The 20,195-nt window shown below is 63.9% G+C and carries 16 protein-coding genes and 1 pseudogene; 7 read left to right on the forward strand and 10 right to left on the reverse strand.

The window, feature by feature from the left end; genetic code table 11:
* Positions 1-3: 3 nt before the first annotated feature.
* Positions 4-1,329, reverse strand: a complete 1,326-nt coding sequence (gene pssA / locus NMB38_RS12295) for a CDP-diacylglycerol--serine O-phosphatidyltransferase (protein ID WP_404691291.1) — start codon at positions 1,327-1,329, stop codon at positions 4-6.
* Positions 1,330-1,381: 52 nt separating this feature from the next.
* Here pssA and cahR point away from each other — a divergent pair, with 52 nt between their 5' ends.
* Positions 1,382-2,374: a transcriptional regulator CahA gene (cahR, locus tag NMB38_RS12300; RefSeq protein ID WP_281211954.1), complete on the forward strand. Its 993-nt coding sequence runs from the start codon at positions 1,382-1,384 to the stop codon at positions 2,372-2,374.
* A gap of 15 nt (positions 2,375-2,389) precedes the next feature.
* Here cahR and NMB38_RS12305 read toward each other — a convergent pair whose 3' ends face one another.
* From NMB38_RS12305 to NMB38_RS12335, 7 genes are all read right to left on the reverse strand, one after another.
* The gene (locus NMB38_RS12305; protein ID WP_242809511.1) at positions 2,390-3,601 is read right to left on the reverse strand and encodes a M24 family metallopeptidase; all 1,212 of its coding nucleotides are present in this window, start codon (positions 3,599-3,601) and stop codon (positions 2,390-2,392) included.
* Between the two features lie 149 nt (positions 3,602-3,750).
* The gene (locus NMB38_RS12310; protein ID WP_023535082.1) at positions 3,751-4,629 is read right to left on the reverse strand and encodes a DMT family transporter; all 879 of its coding nucleotides are present in this window, start codon (positions 4,627-4,629) and stop codon (positions 3,751-3,753) included.
* A gap of 167 nt (positions 4,630-4,796) precedes the next feature.
* Positions 4,797-6,209, reverse strand: a complete 1,413-nt coding sequence (locus NMB38_RS12315; RefSeq protein ID WP_125922282.1) for a DOPA decarboxylase — start codon at positions 6,207-6,209, stop codon at positions 4,797-4,799.
* A gap of 119 nt (positions 6,210-6,328) precedes the next feature.
* Positions 6,329-7,273: a LysR family transcriptional regulator gene (locus NMB38_RS12320; RefSeq protein WP_140174230.1), complete on the reverse strand. Its 945-nt coding sequence runs from the start codon at positions 7,271-7,273 to the stop codon at positions 6,329-6,331.
* A 100-nt stretch (positions 7,274-7,373) separates the two neighbouring features.
* On the reverse strand, positions 7,374-8,084 hold the full coding sequence (locus NMB38_RS12325; protein WP_028686384.1) for a YebC/PmpR family DNA-binding transcriptional regulator: 711 nt from the start codon (positions 8,082-8,084) through the stop codon (positions 7,374-7,376).
* A gap of 123 nt (positions 8,085-8,207) precedes the next feature.
* Entirely contained in the window at positions 8,208-8,984 is a 777-nt protein-coding gene (gene tam, locus NMB38_RS12330; RefSeq protein ID WP_027914809.1) for a trans-aconitate 2-methyltransferase, read from the reverse strand.
* A gap of 110 nt (positions 8,985-9,094) precedes the next feature.
* Positions 9,095-10,504 (reverse strand): amino acid permease, encoded by a 1,410-nt coding sequence (locus NMB38_RS12335; RefSeq protein WP_027914808.1) that lies wholly within the window; start codon positions 10,502-10,504, stop codon positions 9,095-9,097.
* 323 nt (positions 10,505-10,827) lie between these two features.
* Here NMB38_RS12335 and NMB38_RS12340 point away from each other — a divergent pair, with 323 nt between their 5' ends.
* Positions 10,828-12,252, forward strand: coding sequence for an aminotransferase-like domain-containing protein (locus tag NMB38_RS12340; protein ID WP_140174228.1), 1,425 nt, complete (start codon positions 10,828-10,830; stop codon positions 12,250-12,252).
* A gap of 182 nt (positions 12,253-12,434) precedes the next feature.
* Here the strand turns inward: NMB38_RS12340 and NMB38_RS12345 are convergent, their stop codons facing one another.
* Positions 12,435-13,412: a polyprenyl synthetase family protein gene (locus tag NMB38_RS12345; RefSeq protein ID WP_050437964.1), complete on the reverse strand. Its 978-nt coding sequence runs from the start codon at positions 13,410-13,412 to the stop codon at positions 12,435-12,437.
* Positions 13,413-13,598: 186 nt separating this feature from the next.
* Between NMB38_RS12345 and fni the strand changes: the two genes are divergently transcribed.
* The 5 genes and pseudogenes from fni to NMB38_RS12370 all read left to right on the forward strand — a co-directional run.
* Entirely contained in the window at positions 13,599-14,645 is a 1,047-nt protein-coding gene (fni, locus tag NMB38_RS12350) for a type 2 isopentenyl-diphosphate Delta-isomerase (RefSeq protein WP_110607221.1), read from the forward strand.
* A complete protein-coding gene (locus tag NMB38_RS12355; RefSeq protein WP_494354794.1) occupies positions 14,642-15,919 on the forward strand; it encodes a glycosyltransferase in 1,278 nt (425 codons plus the stop codon). Before fni ends, NMB38_RS12355 begins: the two co-directional genes overlap by 4 nt.
* Positions 15,904-17,070: a lycopene beta-cyclase CrtY gene (gene crtY, locus NMB38_RS12360; RefSeq protein WP_027914804.1), complete on the forward strand. Its 1,167-nt coding sequence runs from the start codon at positions 15,904-15,906 to the stop codon at positions 17,068-17,070. The genes NMB38_RS12355 and crtY overlap by 16 nt, the downstream gene beginning before the upstream one ends.
* Positions 17,067-18,557 (forward strand): phytoene desaturase, encoded by a 1,491-nt coding sequence (locus NMB38_RS12365; protein ID WP_028686387.1) that lies wholly within the window; start codon positions 17,067-17,069, stop codon positions 18,555-18,557. Before crtY ends, NMB38_RS12365 begins: the two co-directional genes overlap by 4 nt.
* A pseudogene (locus NMB38_RS12370) lies at positions 18,554-19,486 on the forward strand (phytoene/squalene synthase family protein); the annotation flags it as partial. The gene NMB38_RS12365 and the pseudogene NMB38_RS12370, both read left to right, overlap by 4 nt.
* Here NMB38_RS12370 and NMB38_RS12375 read toward each other — a convergent pair.
* Entirely contained in the window at positions 19,410-19,961 is a 552-nt protein-coding gene (locus NMB38_RS12375; protein WP_080992844.1) for a sterol desaturase family protein, read from the reverse strand. The pseudogene NMB38_RS12370 and the gene NMB38_RS12375 overlap by 77 nt on opposite strands.
* Positions 19,962-20,195 lie beyond the last annotated feature (234 nt).

The following is a 20,195-nucleotide window of genomic DNA, read 5'->3' on the forward strand; positions in this document are numbered from 1 at the left end:
GCCCTACAACACCCGCTTGATCAACGGTTCCAACCGACTATAGCGTAGCCTGCGCAGCAGCTTGCGCACGGGCTTGGGGTGTTCGGCCTTGACGCCCAATGCGCGGGCAGAATCGATAGCCGGGGCGTGCTCACGCAATGCGCTGAGTTCCTTCTCGCACGGCTCCCGCCATTGCCCAAGGGGGTCATCGATAAGCAGGCCGTTTTCCAGGTCCAGGTTGAAGCCGCGTGGGTTCAGGTTGTTGCCGGTCAGCAGGCAATAACGCTCATCGACCCACACGCCTTTGGCGTGAAAGGTGTGTCCTGGGTCGTTCCACAGCCTGATCTTCAGCTGACCGCTGGCCAGCAAAGGCTCGCGACGCCGCGCAAAGGCCCGCAGGTTGTCCTCGTACAGATAAGGCAATGCCCCGCTGGCATGGAATGGCTCTCCCGGAGGGACGTAGAAGTCATTGGCGGTACGATGGCCGACGATGAACTCTACCCGCACGCCTCGTACCAACGCATCGTCAATCTCGCGCATCACGACGCGAGGCGGATTGAAATACGGTGTGCTGATGACGATACGTTCCCGGGCCACGGCCAGTAGCGCGCACACGGTCTTGTTCAAGGCATTGCGCCTGCCAACGCCGATCAGCGGAATGACCCGCAGGTGCCCCGGCTCGGTTGCAGGGCCCGGTGCGTACGTAAGCCGGCGCATCCGTGCCCGCAGGCGGCGGATGTCACTGCGAAGATCGGCGGTGGAAGGCGCTGGAAGGTCCAGGCGCGGCGTGGCCTGCGGGTGGAGCAGCCGCTGCACCAGGTCGACCATGCAGTCGGCCAGGGCCTTGCTGTGAAACAGGTGGTAGCGATCAAGCCGGTAACGGTCGAACCGATGGAGGTAGACGTTGTTGAGGCTGGCGCCGGTGTAGATGACGCAGTCATCGATGATGCTGCCCTTGAGGTGCAGCACTCCGAAGAGCTCGCGGGTCTGCACAGGCACGCCATGGATCGCAATGTCCAATTGGCGGCTCTGGCGTTCGGCCTGGTACCAGGCTGCATTGCCAGGCTGCCTGCCCGCCCCCAGCAGGCCACGCCGGGCCCGGAACCAGTCCACCACGACAGTTATTTCAAGCGCTGGACGCGCCGCCTTGGCCTGATAGAGTGCGTCCAGCACCTCCTGGCCGGCCTCGTCATGTTGCAGGTAAAGCGCCACGATGACGATACGCCGGGTGGCTGCGCCGATACGCTCGAGCAAGCAGGCCCGGTAGGCCTGGGCATCCGGAAGCACTTCGATCGCATCGGCAGCCAACGGGTAGCCGGGCAACTGGGCCAACAGGTTTTCTGGGTTCACTTGCAGCCACCTTCTGGGCAAACTATGCCCCAGCTTGCACAGGAATCGCCCAATGGTCCACCCCGCTTCGGTAAATCCGCAGTCCGGCACGGTCAAGACATTCGGTTTTCTGATCATGCCCAACTTCACCACCATCGGCCTGGCGTCGGCGGTCGAAACCCTGCGCATGGCCAACCTGGCGGCATGCCGGCCTGTTTTTCGCAGCGTACTGATCGCGGCACAAGGGGCGCCGGTCACCGCCAGCAACGGCATGCGCGTGCTGCCCGATTGCACGCTCGATGACGCGCCAGCGCTGGACGTACTGTTGGTAGTGGGCCCTAATCCCATCGAGCGCGGCCCTGCCACCGGGGCTTACCTGCGCTGGCTGCGCGAACGGGCCAAACAACGCCTGCCGATTGGGGGCATCTGCACCGGCAGTTACATGCTCGCCAAGGCGGGGTTGCTCGACGGCTACCGCTGTACCATTCATTGGGAGGACCTGCCAACGCTGCGAGCACGCTTCCCGAACATCATATGCTCGCAGCAGCTGTTCGAACTGGACCGCGACCGTTACACCTGCTCAGGCGGTGTCGCCGCCATCGACATGATGCTGCAACTGGTGGCTCGCGAGCCGGGCGGCCAGGGCATTGCCGCCAAGGCCGCCGAGCTGCTGCTGTGCGACCGTGTGCGTAGCGAGCGCGAACGCCAGCGCGTTTCGCTAAGGACCTTGCTGGGCACTGCGCAACCGCGGCTCAGCCAAGTCGTTGCAATCATGGAAGCCAACCTTGAGGAGCCTTTGGCGCCCAGCGAGCTGGCCAACCTGAACGGCATCACCGTGCGCCAGCTCGAGCGCCTGTTCAAGCACCAGCTGCAACGCACGCCTACACGCTATTACCAGGAACTGCGGTTGTCCCACGCCAGGCAGTTGCTGCTGCAAGGCGACGCGCCAGTTGGCGACGTCGCGCTGGCCTGCGGCTTCGGTTCGGCGGCGCACTTTTCCAAGGCGTACAGCCGACTGTTCGGTGTTTCGCCTTCTGCGCAGCGCCGCCTGGCAGCTTTGCGATGACAGCGCGCTTGTCGCTTATTGGCAGATGACGTTGTGCTGCGGCCCACAGGGGAACTGGGTAATGTTGTCTGCCCCCTGCTCGGTCACCACCAGGATGTCATGCTCGCGATAGCCGCCTGCCCCTGGCAGGCCCTGGGGCAGCATGATCATGGGCTCGATCGACACCACCATGCCCGGCTCCAGTACGGTGTCGATGTCCTCGCGCAACTCCAAGCCGGCCTCGCGCCCGTAGTAGTGGCAAAGCACGCCGAAGGAATGGCCGTAGCCGAAGGTGCGGTATTGAAGCAGGTCATGCTGGCGGTAGATTTCATTGAGCTCAGCGGCAATGTCGCAACAACGTACGCCTGGACGGACGAGGCTTTGGCCTGCCTCGTGCACCTGGACGTTCACCTGCCACAGGCGCAGGTACTCGTCCGAGCAATGATCGAGGAAAAGTGTGCGTTCCAATGCGGTGTAGTAGCCGCTGATCATGGGGAAGCAGTTGAGGCTGAGGATTTCACCCTTGCTCACACGACGGCTGGTCACTGGGTTGTGGGCGCCATCGGTGTTGGGCCCGGATTGGAACAGCGTCCAGGTGTCCATCAACTGGCTGTCGGGAAAGCGCCTGGCAATGTCCCGGACCATGGCCTGGGTGGCATGCATGGCTACCTCGAACTCCGGCGCCTGGTCAGCCAGCGCCTCGATCACCGCCGCGCCGCCAACATTGGCGACCTGTGCCCCCTGGCGGATCAGGGCCTGCTCTTCAGCCGACTTGATCAGGCGCAAGCGCATGCAGGCGGTGCTGATATCGACCAGCTCGGCAAGCGGGTAGCACCCCGCGAGCGCGGCATGGGTGTGTAGCGTCAGGTGGTCGCCCTCCACGCCGATGCGTCCTGCCCGCGGTAGCGCCTGGCGCAGGGCGGTGAAAAAACTGCCCTGCCGCCAGTCGGTGTAGACGATGTTGTCGGTGCCGACCGACCGGCGCCACGGCTGACCGCCGTCGATGTTGGCGCTGATCAAGACGACCTGATCAGGGGTGATCACCACGGCATAGGCGCGTCCGAACGCGCAATAGAGGTAGTCACTGTAGTAGTTGACGTTGTGATAGGAGGTCAAGACGAGTGCTTCGAGCTGCTGAGCGCTCATCAGGGCGCGCACCTCGGCATGCCGGCGGGCATATTCTTGAGCCGAGAACGTCGCCACGGCCTTCTGGCCATTGCGAATTCTGAGGGTATCGGGCATGTGCATGAGCGTGATTCCTTGGGGTTGTGAGCACGCAAATCAGGCCGGCCGCCTGAAATCATTGCAGCACGCAACCGGCAAGCACGTTTGTACCCAAGCGACTTCGAATTGGCAGCAGCACTGCCTTTCACATCTGCAGTGTCACTGGCCAGTGGCTAACGCCGCCGTTGCATCCAGGCTGCCCCCAGCCCGCTAAGGCAGATCACGCAAATCCCGATCAGGCTGAGCGTATCGGGGGTCTGACCATAGAACACCAGGCCCAGCAGGCCCGCAAAGATGATCTGGCAGTAGCTGAAGGGCGCCAACAGCGCAGGCGCTGCCAAACGGAAGGCCTGGGTCAGCAGCAAATGAGCGGTCATGCCGAAACCACCCAGCGCCAGCATCAGCAAGGCATGGTCCCAGCGCGGCGTTTCCCAGAAAAACGGCACCAGCGCACTCATGGCCAGGGTGTTGCACAGCCCTGCATAGAAGTTGCTGGTGGTCGGGCTGTCGTGCGCCGCCAGAATGCGGGTCAGCAGTTGGTAGAAGGAAAAGCCCAGCGCCGAGCCGAACGGGTACAGGATGGCGGGCGTGAACAGGGCCCCGCCTGGGTGCACGACGATCAGCACCCCGAGAAAGCCCAATACCACTGCCACCCACTGCGCTACCGTGACCCGTTCCTTGAGCAGTGGCACGGACAAGGCAGTGACCAGTACAGGTGCAAGGAAGTTGACCGCAGTTGCTTCGGCCAGCGGCAGGTACTGCAACCCAGACGTGAACAGCAGGCTGGTGCTGAGCAGGCTCAAAGCGCGCAAGGTTTGCAGCAGCGGGCGCCGGGTGCGCAACACGTTGAGGCCAGAGCGAGGCAGGAAAATGCCAGCCATCAACAGCGTGTGCACCACGTACCGCGCCCACACCACCATCACGATGGGGTACAGCCCCCCCAGGAACTTGGACAAAGCGTCGTGGCTGGCGAACATGAACGTGGCGCACACCACCAACACGATGCCACGAAGCGGTTGGTTGACGCCGGACAGCGGGGTACTGGAACTCATGGCTCTCTCGAAGTGGACGCAAAACCGCGCTGCGCCATTATGAAGCCGCGCGCACGCCCCGATTGGGCGTGGCAGCAGGATTCTAGAAGAGATACCGGGAGCGCGGAAGTTCAATCATCACCGCAGTCTCTTTTTTCTCGTGGCAACGGTTACCTGCGCCATCGTTGTCAGCCCTGCACCACGTGCTGCAGCCTGGCCCAGAGGCGTTGCACGTCCTCCCTCTCAGTGTCCAGGGCGCCGATCGACACACGTACCATCCAGCGCCCGTCTAGTACGGCGGGGGTTACATAGGCGTCACCTGATGCATTCAGACGCTCGGCCCAGGCTCGGGTGTGAGCGTCCAGCGCCTGGCCGGCCATCCCTTCAGGGCAATGCCGAAGGCACAGCGTCTGCAACGGCACTGGTGCGAGCAACTGCCAGTCGCTGGCCGCGCGCACCTGCTCGGCCAGCCACCTGGCATTGTCCATGTCCCTGCGCAGCCGGGCTTGCAAGGCCTCGACACCTTCTGCGCGCAACATGAACCATAGTTTCAACGCGCGGAACCTGCGCCCCAAGGGTATGCCCCAGTCGCGCAGGTTCTTGACCTGCCCATCGACCGAAGACTGCAAGTAACTGGGGTTGGTGCTCATCACGCGCACAAGGTGCTGGGGATCGCGCACATAATAGACCGAGCAGTCGAACGCGACCCCTAGCCATTTGTGCGCATTGACGACGACCGAATCGGCGAGCTCTATCCCATCCCACATCCAGCGGCACTCGGGCACTATCATCGCCGAGCCGGCCATGGCCGAGTCCACATGCAGCCACAGGCCATGTTGCTGGGCCAGGGCGCCGATGGCGCGCAGCGGATCGAGGGCCGTCGTGGCGGTGGTGCCACAGGTGGCGACGACCGCACACGGCCGATTGCCAGCCGCCAGGTCCTGTTCGATGGCCTGCTCCAGCGCAGTCGGACACAGCGCATAGGCTTCATCGGTCGCGATCAGGCGGATATTGTCGCGACCGAAGCCTGCCAGCAACGCCGCCTTGTCCACCGAACTGTGGGCATGGGCGCTGACGTACACGATCAGGGGCTTGTCCTGGCCCTGAAGCCCGTGACGGACCAAGGCGTAATCACTCGAGCGCTCACGGGCACAGATGAGCGCGACCAGGGTGCTGGTCGAGGCGGTGTCCTGAATCACCCCGCTCCACTGCGGCGACAGGCCGAGCATCTGGCGCAGCCAGTCCAGGGTCGTTTCTTCCAGCTCGCTCAATGCTGGGCTCGATTGCCACGACAACCCCAGTACGCCAAGCCCGGTACTCAGGAAGTCCCCCAGCACGGAGGACAACGTCCCGTTCGAGGGAAAATAACCGTAGAAATCCGGGTGCTGCCAATGGGACAGGCCCGGCATGATCAACTCATCCACGTCCTTGATAATCGCGTCGAAGGGCTCGCCCTGTTGCGGCGCGGCCGGCGGCAGGGCCGCCTTCAGGTAACCGGGCTCGACCTGGGCCATGACCGGACGCTGATGCACGGTCTGGCGGTAATCGGCGATCAGGTCGATCAGTTGATGGCCATACTGGCGAAACTCTTCGGGGGTCATGCACGTGCTCCTGTGGTGGGCGCCTCACCGCCTGATGGCGGTCAATGCGCGCCGGCGGCTGGCAGAGAGCAGTGTAGAGCGCGTCGCCTGCGCGAAGAACCGCGCCTTGCGCATAGCTGCTATGGCAAATGCGCAAGGCCGCCCTGTACACCGAATTGCGATTGGCGCCACAGCTCGAACACCCGGTTTCGAAACCAGCGATGCTCGGCCGATGCCTGCAGGCGTTGGTGCCACACCACCCAATAACGCTGACTGTGCTCGACGAACCCCAACGGTCGCCAGGCCAGCGGATGCAGGCGGCACAGTTGGCGGGCGATGTGTTCGGGTACGGTAGCCACTGCCTGGCTGGTGGCGACCACCTTTACCGTGGCGCAAAAAAACGGCACTTGCAGGCTGATGCGCCGTTGCAGGCCCTGTGCACGCAGGTGCTGGTCAATGAAGCTGTCCTTGTCCCCGCCACCGGAGATCCGTACATGCCTGCACGCCAGGTAATCGCTTTGCGAAACCCACCCATGGACAGTAAAGGGGTGGTCTTGCGCCATCAGGCACACCGCCCGATCCTCGCCGAGCAGACGCCCGTGCACATTGGGCGGCGATTCATCGAACAGGGTGGTGGCAAGGTCGATCTCGCCACTGGCGAGCAAGTCATACTGCCCGGCTTGCCAGGTGCGGTACTCCAGGCTGATGCCTGGCGCTTCCTGCTCCAGCGTCGTCACCAGCAAAGGCAGCATATGCTCGGCGACATAATCGGAAGCAGCCAGGCAAAAGCGGCGTTGGCAGCGGGCAGGCTCGAATACCGCAGGCTGACGAAGTGCCTGCAGCTCGTCCAACACCTGGCGCAAGGGCTCGCGTAGCGTCTGGGCATGCTCGCTCAGTACGTAGCCCCGGCCTTGGCGGACCAGCAGCGGATCGTCGAAGGCCTCGCGAAGTTGAGCCAGTTGACGGCTCAAGGCCGACTGGCTCACGCCCAGGCGCTCAGCCGCCCGACTGAGGTTCTTCACCTGCAGCAGGTGGTCGAGCGCACGCAGGTGCGCAAGGCTGAGCGTGGCAAAGGCAGGATTCACGGCAGCTCCAGCTCGGGGCACGCCTCGGTGCAGCGCTGCCCAGCCATCACCTGTACAACACGCCTGGCAATGGGCAGCATCGGCAAAGGGGGGCTCGAGCTTACTGCGTCAAGCCAACGTAGACGTTCTGGACGTCATCGTTTTCGTCGATGGCTTCGAGAAACGCCTCGACTTCGGCCAGGGCTTCGGCGCTCAGGCTCGAAGCGCTCACCGGGTTTTTCGGGGTGTAGCCGATCTTGGCCGACGTGACGGTGAAACCGTGCACCGGCAGGGCCTTCTGCACAGCGTCCAGGTCGGTGGTATCAGTGATGAACAGGGTAGCCCCCTCCTCTTCTCCTTCTTCGAAGTCCTGGGCCCCGGCTTCGATGGCAGCCATCTCAGGATCAGCGTCACCGTTGGGGGTGGCTTCGATCAGGCCGACATGATTGAAGTCCCAGGAGACCGAGCCGCTGGCCCCTAGCTGACCCTTGCGGAACAACACGCGAATTTGCGCCACTGTGCGGTTGACGTTGTCAGTCAGGCATTCAACGATCAGCGGAACCTGATGCGGGGCAAAGCCTTCGTAGCTGACAGCCGCATACTGCACGGCATCGCCATCCAGGCCGGCACCCTTGCGAATGGCTCGCTCCAGGGTTTCGCGAGTCATCGAGGCCTTCTTGGCCTGTTCGATGGCCAGGCGCAAGCGCGGGTTCATGTCCGGGTCGGCGCCGGATTTGGCGGCAATCTGGATTTCCTTGGACAGCTTGCCCATGACCTTGCCCTTGGCATTGGCCGCGGCTTCTTTATGTTTGGCTTTCCACTGTGCGCCCATGTCGACTCTCTTGTTTCAACGGCCGGTTCAGGAAGCGACCGGCACAAAAAGTGGGAGCAGTTTATACGCCTATGGGGAAGGATCGACAACCGTCTGCGCTGCACCGACACCTCACCCGACGACTTAACGGGTGGCAACCACGAATAAGCGCGGAAACGCCAGCAGCACCTTGCCGTCGGACGCTGGCGGGTAGGCGCTTTGCATGGCCTGCAGGTACATCTGCAGGAAGTCTTCCTGCTCCTGCGGCTGCAGCCGCGCCAGGTAAGGCCGCAAGGCCGAACCCTTGAACCACTGCACCACGCCCTCAGCGCCGTCGACCAACGGGTGGTGGTAGGTGGTGCGCCACACCTCGACGCGGGCGCACAGCGGGCTCAACAGGTCGTAGTAGAACGCCGCGCCATGGCGCGGCGGCAACGTGAAGTCGTCGAATTTGGCCGCCCACGGGCCCCGGCGGGCGATCTCGCGCAACGCGGTGTGCGCGGGCTCCTCCAGGTTATCGGGCGTCTGCACCGCAAGGCTCGCCCCTTCGCTGAGCTGACGCACCAGGTGCGGGTAGAGCTGCCCGTGGTCGGGCACCCACTGCAACGAGGCGTTGGCCAGGATCAGGTCCTGGGGCTCAGGGGCGGACCAGCCTGCGATGTCCGCCGTGACCATGTGCACGCGCGGGATGCACAGCCGCTTGCGCGCTCGGGCCTTCTCGATCATGTCTGGGTCGCTGTCCAGCGCGGTCACCTGCGCGTCGGGACAACGTTGCAGCAGGACCTCGGTGGAATTGCCCGGCCCGCAGCCCAGGTCGGTCGCGTGTCGCACCGGGCGCGGCGGCACGGCCCCCAGCAGATCGCGCACCGCCCGGGTGCGTTCGTCTTCGAACAAGGAATACTGGGTTGCAGACCAGGACATGGCGACGTTCTCCGATGAGCGATGCTCTGAAGCATATGCCATCTGTCGCCCAAAACGCGAAGCGGCCGGCCCCTTTGAGGGAGCCGGCCGCTTCGCAAAACCAATGAGCCTTAGTGTCGAGGCGCGCTGCGCATCTGGTGCACAACCCCCATCGCCACCACCAGCGCCGCCGCGATGCCGGTGGAGATCACCAGGATCTGGTAGTCAGGCATGAACGCCATGGTCACCAGGGCTGCCACGATGAAGGCGATCACCAGGTAGGTCAGCCACGGGAACAGCCACATCTTCAGGCGCACTTCCTTGCCTTCGGCAATCAGCTTGCGGCGCATGCGCAGCTGGGAGAACGCGATCACCAGGTACACCAGCAGGGCAATCATGCCCGTGGTGTTCATCAGCGTGTCGAGTACGTCCTTGGGGCGCAGGGTCTCGCTGAAGTTGATCAGCGCACACACCACCGCCACCGCGCACGAGCCCATTATCGCGTACACCGGCACGCCAGTGCCGGCACGGGTGATCTTGAAGAACGACGGCGCGTCGCCACGCTGAGCCAGGGAGAACAGCATGCGCGAGGCGGTGTAGTGGCCGGAGATCAGGCAACTGCTCACCGAGGTCAGCACCACGAAGTTCATCAGCAACTCGGCGTAAGGCACGCCCAGCAGCTCAAGGGTACGGCGATAGGCGCCGTAGCCGGAGACGCCCAGGTGCGGGTCATTCCACGGCACCAGGCAAACGATCAGGAAGATCGAGCCTACGTAGAACAGGCACACGCGCCATACCACCGAGTTGGTGGCCTTGACGATCTGCGCAGCCGGGTCCTTGGCCTCGGAGGCCGCAATGGTCACGATCTCGGCGCCAAGGAATGCGAACATCACCCCCAGCAAGGCTCCGATGACCGTGGTGATGCCATTGGGCATGAACCCTTCGGCGGTGAGGTGGGTAATGCCCCGCACCTCGCCGAATTGCCAGATGTTGAGCACCGCTGCGGTACAGACGATCAGGAAGCAGACGATCGCGATGACCTTGATCAGCGCGAACCAGAACTCGAACTCCCCGTAATGCTTGACGTTGAAGAAGTTGACCGTGATCAGCAGCAACGTCGTGGCCAGCACGAACACGTTGACACTGACGTCCGGGAAGAACCCATGCAGGATCTTGCCGGCTACGTAGGCTTCCCAGGCCATGAGAATGACCCAGTACCACCAGTACAGCCAGCCGATGGTGAAGCCAGCCCAGCGCCCAATGGCGCGGTCGGCATAGGTGGAAAACGAGCCCGTGTCGGGTGAAGACGTTGCCATTTCGCCAAGCATGCGCATGATCAGCACCACGAGGATGCCGCCTGCCAGGTAGGCCAGCACCGCGGCCGGCCCGGCGCTGTGGATCACGCTGCCGGATCCTACGAACAAGGCGCCGCCGATGACCCCGGCGATGGACATCATCGTCAGGTGGCGCGACTTCAGCGAGGCACTGAGCTTGCTCTCGTGCCCGCCGTTCGCGGTGGTGGTTGTGGATGTTGCGTCCATCAGTTGTGTACCCCGTGCTTCTTTTTATCCAAGGAAAACCGTGAAACCCCGATGGCTGGCGGTTTCACCTGTACATCAGTGCTAATGCGCGCAGGAGGTGTGAACGAACACACGCAGGCCATCCATGGCGGCCTGCTGACGCGCCCCAGGGCTGAGGCCTGGAGCGAACTGAACATGCTTTGTGTGGCGATATCCGACACCTAATGTAAAAATGTCCATCGCAGAGAGCCATGCACAGTGGCATGAAACTCGCACTGCACTGTACAGGTCGCCAACCCTATACACCGGGCCAGCACCTGGCGTTACACACCTGAAGGTCCCCCATGCTGCAATTGAATCCAGACGCTTCCACACCGTTGGTCAACCAGATCATCGACGGCCTGCGCACCCTGATCGACACCCAAACGCTCAAGCCTGGCGCCAAGGTGCCGTCGATCCGCGCCTTCGCCGCCACCTACTCGGTCAGCACGTTCACCGTGGTGGAAGCCTATGATCGCCTGGTCGCCCAAGGGCTGCTGGTGAGCCGCGGCAACGCTGGCTTTTTCGTCAATCGGGCTGCCGCTGAGCTGTTGGACACGCACACGGCAGACCCTGACGCAAGCCGACCAACGTTCAACACCGAGTGGTACCTGCAGCAGATCTTCGAAACCCGGCAGTTGCCGTTCAAGCCAGGCTGCGGTTGGCTGCCCAACGACTGGATGTACGAAGACGGCTTGCGCCGAGGGCTGCGGCAGGTGGCTGGCAGCCCGCTGGAACTGTCCGGTTACGGCGATCCCATGGGGTTGCCAGAGCTGCGCGCGTTGACGGCGCAGAACCTGCAGCAGGATCTGTCGATCGTCGCCAATCCCGCTCAGCTGATGTTGACCCACGGCGCCAGCCAGGCCCTGGACCTGGCCGTGCGTACGCTGGTCCGCCCCGGTGACGTGGTGCTGGTGGACGACCCTGGCTACCCCAACCTGATGAGCATCCTGCGTACCCAAGGCGCAACGCTGCTGGGGGTGGCGCGCACGCCCAATGGCTACGACCTCAATCAGCTCGAGCAGTTGCTGGCGCAACACCGGCCCACGGCCTTCTTCACCCAGCCTCACCTGCACAGCCCAACGTGCTCGCGCACACCGCTGCCGCAGTTGCATCGCCTGCTGCAACTGGCCAGCCAGCATGGCTTGCGGCTGGTCGAAAACAACCTGTACGCCGACATGATCGCCGAACCGCAACCCTGCCTCGCCAGCCTTGACCACTTGCAGCAGGTGGTCTACGTGGGCAGTTACTCGAAAAGCATCTCACCCAATGTGCGGGTGGGCTACCTGCTGGCCAATCCGGAACTGGCGCAACAATTGGTACACCTGAAAATGCGCTCGGGCCTGACCACCTCGCAGGTCATGGAGCGGGTCGTCTACGCCGCCATCATCGACGGTCGCTGGCGCAAGCACCTCAAGCGCCTGCGTCAACGCCTGGCCGAGGCGCATCAACGGGTGGGTGCGCATCTGCACCGACTAGGCTTCGAGCTGTTCACGGAATCGAACGAGGGGATGTACATCTGGACCCGCCATCCCTCGATCCCCGACAGCGCGCTGTTGCTCGATGACGCGCTCGAAAAAGGCATCATGCTCGGCCCTGGTCAGCTGTTCATGGTGGACGCCAGGGCAACGGGCTGGATGCGTTTCAACGTGGCGTTCAGCCTTGACCCGGTCATGTGGGAACTGCTGGAAAAGGTATTTGCCAGGCATGCCAGGCGATTGGATCAGTGAGTTTGGAATTGCTGGGGCGCCCTAGGTTCGCCTCTGCAGGATCCGCGGCCCCGTGGAGGAGCGACCGCGCCGGGCCTCCGGCGAGCTGAAAAACTTGGGGCCGCTGCGCGGCCCATCGCGGCCGGTCCTACACGAGACCGCGTAGACCCTCGGATTCGCGCTGTGGCACGTCGTCCTGCGTCTTACACGTGATGCACGACTGCCCCACCCACCGCAAGCCCGCTCAGGCCTTGACGCCATACGGTGCTGCCGCCAGCCGGCACACCCTTCGAAGCGAACACCTTGCGCAAGACCCCGCCAATCGGTGAGGCCTGAAGGCCCAGGCTGGTCAGGCACTGTTCGACGCTCTGCAAATGGGCTTCCAACCGCTGGCGCACCTGCATCTCGCCACACATGGCCAGCAGGGTCGACTTGCCTTGGTCCAACCCCATGCTCTTGCCGCTCTCAGGGTCACGGTCATGCAAATCATCGTGCAATTGAAACGCTTGCCCCAATTCCCCCGCCAACTGCTGCAAGGTGCCCTGCTGGGTTTCGCCAGCCCCCGCCAACCGGCCGGCCATACCCAGCAAGGCCGAGAACAAGGCCCCGGTCTTGAGTTGATTGGTCTGGGCAATTTCAGCCGCCGTGCGCGGCCGTGCACCGTCGCGCAGATCCTGCAACTGCCCCTTGACCAGCCCATCGGCACCGATTGCCGAGGTGAGGGTCACGACCAGGTCGCTGCGCACATCCGGCCCGACCGTCTGCAACCCCGCCACAACCCCGAACGCACGGGAGAGCAGGGCAATGGCCGTCAACACTGCCACATCTTCCCCAAACGCCAGGTGCAAGGTAGGGCGACCGCGGCGCAAGGCGGCGTTGTCCATACAGGGGAGGTCGTCCAGTACAAGGGAGGCTGCATGCACCATCTCCACGGCGCAGCCGAGGTCGAGCGCGGCGTGTGGGCATGCGCCCAGGCCTTGTGCCGTGAACAGTAACAGCAGGGGCCGCAAGCGCTTGCCTGGCGCCAGGGTGCAGTCGCGCATGGCCGCAACCACTAGGTCACGCTCGTGACCTGCCGATGGCAGCAATGCCGCCAGCCGGGCTTCTACGGCCGCATGTGCGACGGCCAGTGGCTGATCGTGATCAGCGCCAGCGCTGTGCGGGGGGGCGATGGTCGTCATCCTTGCCTCTCGATGTGGGCGGCCCATTGACCGTAGATGAAAAAGGAACGACTGATAGGCGCCGTTGCCTGATGCTTTGCTTTTTATGAGCTTAGCTATACAAAACGGGTAGTGTTGTACAACTTGTCTGTCCTAAGCACACAGACCGCACGTACCTCAGGATGATTCCCTGGCAGTGGAGCCGGCATGAACAAAAGCCCGTTGAGTCAACGCAAGGATGATCACCTCGATATCGTTCTGGCCGCCGGCACCACCTCGCATGGGGTCGATGCTGGCTGGTCGGCGCTGCGTTTCGAACATTGTGCACTGCCTGAGATGGCCCTGGAAGACGTCAACCTGGGTACCGAGCTGTTCGGCATGGCACTGCGCGCACCGCTGCTGATCAGTTCGATGACCGGCGGTGCTGAGCGGGCACGGTTTATCAACCAGCACCTGGCCGAAGCTGCGCAGGCTTTGGGCCTGGCCATGGGCGTGGGTTCGCAGCGAGTTAGCTTGCGCAGCGGCCAGGACCAGGGGCTGACCACGGAGCTGAGAAGGCTCGCACCCGACGTCCCGCTCCTGGCAAACCTGGGCGCCGCCCAGTTACGCGAGGCTGATGGTGTAGACCTTGCCCGCCGTGCGGTCGATACACTCGATGCCAGCGCCCTGATCATTCATCTCAACCCCTTGCAGGAGGCCGTTCAGCCCGAGGGCGACCGCAACTGGAACGGGGTGCTCGCCTGCATCGAGCACGTCGCCGGGCAGCTTCACGCGCCCATCATCGTCAAGGAAGTAGGCGCCGGTATCTCCCCAGGCGTGGCCCGGCAATTGTACGACGCTGGCGTGTCCATGATCGATGTGGCCGGCGCCGGCGGCACGAGCTGGGCCGCTGTCGAGGCGGAGCGCGCCAATGACCCTGCCGAGCGTGCGGTGGCAATGGCCTTCAGCGGCTGGGGCATTCCGACCGCCCAGAGCCTGCTTGCCGTGCGCCGCGCCGTGCCCACGGTTGGTCTGATCGCCTCGGGTGGGGTGCGCGATGGGGTGGACGCGGCCAAGGCCATCCGCCTGGGGGCGGACTTGGTGGGCCAGGCTGCCGGCGTGCTGACGTCTGCGATGGCGTCTACCGAAGCGGTGATCTCACATTTCGACGTGATCATCCGGCAACTGCGTATCGCCTGCTTCTGTACCGGCTCCGCCACGCTGGCGCACTTGCGCCGGGCCCGACTGGTCAATGCCCAGCTCGACCTCAAATGAGCCACTTCGCCCTGGTCGCCCCACCCTACCCCAGCCATTTTGCAGCCATGCAGGCGCTGGGCGGCGAGTTGGTCGAACGCGGCCATCAGGTCAGTTTCTTTCACCAGCCCGAAGCCGAACGCTGGCTGAGTGACTCGCGGCTGGGCTTCGTCGCCATTGGCCATGCCGAGTGCCCGCCGGGCAGCCTTGACCTCGCCATGCGTCGCGTGGCCGACCCCGCCGGGCCGCTGCGTCTGCGTCGCTTGATCAAGCAGTTGGCGCACACCACCGGCATGCTGATCAGCAACCTGCCGCAGGCCCTTAGGGACCATCGGGTCGACGCGATGATCTGCGACCAGATGGAACCCGCAGGCGGCTTGGTGGCCGAGGCTTGCAACCTGCCGTTCTTTTCGGTGGCCTGCGCGTTGCCGATCAATCGCGAACCGGGCTTGCCATTGCCCGTGATGCCCTTCGGGTTCGGCTTGGATGCGCGCCTCTACGAAGGCAGTGCTCAAGTCCATGACTGGCTCATGCGCCCGCTGCACGACACCTTAGTGCAGGCGTGTCATCGCCACGGGCTGCCACCGCGCAGCGGTGCCCATGAGTTTCTCTCGCCGCTGGCCCAGTTGAGCCAGACACCTCTGCATCTGGATTTCCCAAGAGCGGATCTACCCAAGCACTTTCACGCCGTCGGCCCTTTACGCAGCACGCCCTCCCAGGCGAGCCCCAACTGGTCTTTCGAATCCGGCAAGCCTTTGGTATTCGCAAGCCTGGGAACGCTGCAGGGCCACCGGTTCGATCTGTTTGCACGGATTGCCAAGGCTTGCCGGGGCCTGGATGCCCAGTTGCTGGTGGCTCACTGCGGCGGGTTGGACGCGCATCAGCAGGCACGGCTACGCCAGATCGGTGCCACCGTCGTGACCGACTTCGCCCCCCAGCACTGGGCTGTGCGACAAGCCAATGTGGTGATCAGCCATGGCGGCTTGAACACGGTGCTCGATACCGTGTGCGCCGGCACACCGCTGCTGGTCATGCCCATTGCATTCGATCAGCCCGGCGTGGCCGCACGGGTGCGCCATCACCGCTTGGGCCGGGTGCTCTCCAAACGTGCCAGCGCATCGGCCATTGGCCAAGCGTTGCGTCAGCTGCTTGATGAGGCTGCACCACGTGATGCGGCGCTTGAAGCCGAGCTTGCCACCTGCGGTGGCGTACAGCGCGCTGCCAGCCTCATCGAAGCCGCTCTGCGCAGTGGCCAGCCCAGCATTTCGGAGAATGTACCGTGCCCTATGACCTGATCCTGGTAGGTGGGGGGTTGGCCAACGGCCTGATCGCCTGGCGACTGCAGCAGCTGCGCCCGCAATGGCGCGTGTTGTGCCTGGAGCAAGGGCCGGTCCTGGGCGGCAACCATACGTGGTCCTTCCACGACGCCGACCTTACTGCCGAGCAACTGCGCTGGCTCGCCCCGCTGGTGGAACAGCGCTGGCCTGCGTACCACGTGCACTTCCCGGCTTTTTCCAGGCGCATGGAAGGCGGCTATGCGAGCATTACCAGCGAGCGTTTCGCGCAGGTGATCACCCCAGCCCTCGGCCCGAGCTTGCGCACCGACTGCGCGGTCGCCGAAGTGGGTGCCAGCCATGTCACGCTCGCCAGTGGCGAAACCTTGCACGCCGCGGTGGTGATCGATGGCCGGGGCATGCAGCACAGCCCTCACCGGGTCCTCGGCCAGCAGGCGTTCCTCGGGCAGGTCGTACGTCTGACGGCCCCCCATGGCTTGGTCGCACCGATTCTGATGGACGCACGGGTACCTCAAGGCGAGGGCTATCGCTTTGTCTATGTCCTGCCGTTCACGGCTGACACCTTGCTGGTGGAGGACACCCATTACGTCGACAGCCAGGCGCCCGCCGCGCAGCAGCTGCGCCAGCACATCGAGTGCTACCTGCAGCAGCGCGGCTGGCACGTCGCCGAATGCCTGCGTGAAGAACAGGGCGTATTGCCGATTACCCTGGTCGACGACTTTCCTGCCTGGTGGAACGAACAGCACGGGCCGCTCGCCGTTGGCCTGCGGGCCGGATTGTTTCACTGCACCACGGGTTATTCCCTGCCCGATGCCGTGCGCCTGGCCGACTGGTTGTCAACGCAAGCGCTGGAGGACACGGCGTCGCTCAAGCCCGCGTTGGGCGCCTACCTGCATCGACGCTGGCGTGAGCAAGGGTTCTATCGCCTGCTCAACCGAATGCTGTTTCTGGCCGGCCGGCCGAACCGTCGCTGGCAGGTGATGCAGCGCTTTTATCGATTGCCTGAGGGGCTGATCGCCCGTTTCTACGCAGGCCAGAGTACGCTGCGTGATCGCCTGCGGATCCTGTGCGGCAAACCGCCTGTGCCCGTCGGCGAGGCCATGAAGGCTGCCTTGCGACACTCCCCTGCCCATTTCAAGGATTATCCATGAGCAACGAACGATCCGCCCTGGTCATCGGCGCAGGCCTTGGCGGCCTGGCCCTAGCCATCCGCCTGCAGGCCGCGGGTATCCCCACGACCTTGCTCGAGGCGCGCGACAAACCAGGTGGCCGCGCTTACGTCTATCACGACCAAGGCTTTACCTTCGACGCAGGCCCCACGGTGATCACCGACCCGAGCGCCATCGAAGCCCTGTTCACCCTCGCCGGCCGGCCCATGCATGAGTATGTGGAATTGCTGCCGGTAACGCCTTTCTACCGCCTGTGCTGGGAGGATGGCCGGGCATTCGACTATGGCAATGACCAAGCCGACCTGGAGCGCCAGATCGAGGCCTTCGAGCCCAAGGACGTGGAAGGCTATCGACAGTTCCTGGCCTATTCCAAGGCCGTGTTGCAGGAAGGCTATATCAAGCTTGGCGCAGTGCCCTTCCTGTCTTTTCGCGACATGCTGCATGCCGGCCCGCAGTTGGCTCGCCTGCAAGCCTGGCGCAGCGTCTACAGCATGGTGGCGCGGTTCATCAAAGATGACCAACTGCGCCAGGCGTTCTCGTTCCACGCCTTGCTGGTCGGGGGTAATCCCTTCGCCACGTCCTCGATCTACACGCTGATCCATGCGCTGGAGCGCACCTGGGGTGTCTGGTTCCCCAAAGGCGGCACGGGCGCGCTGGTGCAGGGCATGGCCAAGTTGTTCACCGACCTGGGCGGCACCCTGGAGCTCAATGCCGAGGTGGCCGCGTTCGAAACCCAAGGCAGCCGCGTGACCGGCGTGCGCACCCAGGACGGGCGGCGCTGGCGGGCAGACGCAGTCGCCTCGAATGCCGATGTGGTGCACACCTACTCCGACCTGCTGGCCGAACACCCTCGCGGTGAACAGGAAGGCAAGCGGCTCAAGGGCAAGCGCTTTAGCAACTCGCTGTTCGTGGTGCACTTCGGGCTCAAGCGCACGCAGCCGCAACTGCGTCATCACACGGTGTGCTTTGGCCCGCGCTACCGGGAGCTGATTGACGAAATCTTCAACGGTCACGAGCTTGCCGAAGACTTTTCACTCTACCTGCATACCCCCTGCGCCACCGACCCTAGCCTGGCCCCGGAAGGATGCTCGAGCCACTACGTATTGGCGCCCGTACCGCACATGGGCAACGCGGCCATCGACTGGGAGGTGGAAGGGCCACGGTTCCGGGACAAGATTCTCGACTACCTGGAACGTCACTACATTCCAGGCCTGCGCGAGGACTTGGTCACCTGCCGCACCTTCACGCCGCTGGACTTCCGCGAAGAACTTAATGCCCACCTGGGGTCGGCGTTCTCTCTGGAACCCATCCTGACCCAGAGCGCCTGGTTCCGCCCGCACAACCGTGACAGCGAAGTGAGCAATCTGTACCTGGTGGGGGCAGGCACGCACCCAGGGGCCGGTGTGCCAGGCGTGATCGCCTCGGCCAAGGCCACCGCAGGCCTAATGCTCGAGGACCTGGGCGCATGACCGCACCGAACCACGACCAGTTGCTTGCCCATGCCGAACACAGCATTGCCGTAGGTTCGAAAAGCTTTGCCGCAGCAGCCCGGCTGTTCGATGCCCACACCCGGCGCAGCGCTGTGCTGTTGTATGCCTGGTGCCGCCATTGCGATGACGTGATCGATGGTCAGCAAGCCGGGCATGATGCGGTGGTCATCAGCCAGGAAGAAGCGCAGGTGCGCCTGTTGGATCTGCAGCGTCAGACGGAGGCCGCCTGCGCGGACTTGCCCGTGAACCAGCCGGCCTTCGCCGCACTGCGCGAAGTGGCCAGGCGCCACGGCATTCCCCGCGCCGAAGCCTTCGACTTGCTCGAAGGCTTCGCCCAGGACGTGTCCGCCTGCCGCTACCAGACCCTGGATGAGGTCATGGTCTACTGCTATCACGTAGCAGGTGTGGTGGGCCTGATGATGGCCAGGGTCATGGGTGTTCAAGATGCCCGCGTGCTGGACCGGGCCTGCGACCTGGGCCTGGCCATGCAGCTGACTAACATCGCCCGGGACATCGTCGATGATGCCAAGGTCGGGCGCTGCTACTTGCCTCAGGCTTGGCTGTCGGAATTCGACCTCAGTGCAGACGACCTGGCCGATGTGCGTCATCGCGCAGCCGTCGCTACCTTGGCCAGGCGCCTGGTCGCCCACGCCGAACCCTACTACGCCAGCGCCCAGGCCGGGCTGCAGGCCTTGCCGCTTCGCTCGGCGTGGGCAGTGGCCACGGCAGGCCAGGTTTACCGGCGCATCGGCCTGAAGGTCGACAGCGCCGGGGTCGACGCCTGGGACGGCCGGCTGTCTACGTCAAAACTCGAAAAGGTCGGTGCCTTGGTCACGGGGTTTTGGCAGGCGCTGAGCTGTCGGCTGCATCGCCACCCTCAGCGCCCAGCTCGCCTGTGGCAGCGCCCTTCGCCCGCAGCGGCCCCCCATGCAGCGCCCGAAGTTGCCGACGCAGCCGTTCGATAGTGGGTACGTACAGAAAACCGAACGACACACAGCCTTCGCGCCCCTGCACGGCATGATGAAGCCGATGTGCCTGGTACAGGCGCTTGAAGTAACCTTTGCGCGGGACCACTTTGAAAGGCCAGCGCCGGTGGACCAGGCCGTCGTGGGCAACGAAATACAGGACACCGTAGGCCGTCATGCCTGCGCCTACCCATTGCAACGGGTACCAGCCGGCATTGCCCAGGGCGATGAGAATGATCGCCAGCACGGCGAACACCGCGGCGTAGAGATCGTTCTTCTCGAAGATCCCGGTGCGTGGCTCATGGTGCGAGCGGTGCCAGCCCCAGCCGAAGCCGTGCATGATGTACTTGTGAGCAAACCAGGCCACGCCTTCCATGGCGGCCAGGGTGCCGAAAAAGGTGAGTAACGTCAGGGTCATGCGCAGGCTATCCAGGCAAGAGGGAACATGGGGGCAGTCCTTTGGTGCGTCGGGGCCCGGTGGGTACAGCATGATCTACCCAAGGCGCTGGCGCAAAGCCTATGAGTGTGCAAGATGGGCTGGTGTTCCGTTGGCAACGCGCTATCCAGCCCTGCCCGATGCTTTAACCCTGAAACGCCATCTCAGGATCCCTTATGCTGCCGGGGTCTGCACCACGAACCCATGTAAAGGCCG

Source organism: Pseudomonas sp. FBCC-B35 (assembly GCF_059133755.1).

Excerpts from the sequence above, each read along its gene's own strand:
- cahR (WP_281211954.1), top strand. The coding sequence starts at position 1,382 with ATGGTCCACCCCGCTTCGGTAAATCCGCAGTCCGGCACGGTCAAGACA.
- NMB38_RS12305 (WP_242809511.1), bottom strand. The coding sequence starts at position 3,601 with ATGCACATGCCCGATACCCTCAGAATTCGCAATGGCCAGAAGGCCGTG.
- NMB38_RS12310 (WP_023535082.1), bottom strand. The coding sequence starts at position 4,629 with ATGAGTTCCAGTACCCCGCTGTCCGGCGTCAACCAACCGCTTCGTGGC.
- NMB38_RS12315 (WP_125922282.1), bottom strand. The coding sequence starts at position 6,209 with ATGACCCCCGAAGAGTTTCGCCAGTATGGCCATCAACTGATCGACCTG.
- NMB38_RS12325 (WP_028686384.1), bottom strand. The coding sequence starts at position 8,084 with ATGGGCGCACAGTGGAAAGCCAAACATAAAGAAGCCGCGGCCAATGCC.
- tam (WP_027914809.1), bottom strand. The coding sequence starts at position 8,984 with ATGTCCTGGTCTGCAACCCAGTATTCCTTGTTCGAAGACGAACGCACC.
- NMB38_RS12335 (WP_027914808.1), bottom strand. The coding sequence starts at position 10,504 with ATGGACGCAACATCCACAACCACCACCGCGAACGGCGGGCACGAGAGC.
- NMB38_RS12340 (WP_140174228.1), top strand. The coding sequence starts at position 10,828 with ATGCTGCAATTGAATCCAGACGCTTCCACACCGTTGGTCAACCAGATC.
- NMB38_RS12345 (WP_050437964.1), bottom strand. The coding sequence starts at position 13,412 with ATGACGACCATCGCCCCCCCGCACAGCGCTGGCGCTGATCACGATCAG.
- fni (WP_110607221.1), top strand. The coding sequence starts at position 13,599 with ATGAACAAAAGCCCGTTGAGTCAACGCAAGGATGATCACCTCGATATC.
- NMB38_RS12355 (WP_494354794.1), top strand. The coding sequence starts at position 14,642 with ATGAGCCACTTCGCCCTGGTCGCCCCACCCTACCCCAGCCATTTTGCA.
- NMB38_RS12365 (WP_028686387.1), top strand. The coding sequence starts at position 17,067 with ATGAGCAACGAACGATCCGCCCTGGTCATCGGCGCAGGCCTTGGCGGC.
- NMB38_RS12375 (WP_080992844.1), bottom strand. The coding sequence starts at position 19,961 with ATGACCCTGACGTTACTCACCTTTTTCGGCACCCTGGCCGCCATGGAA.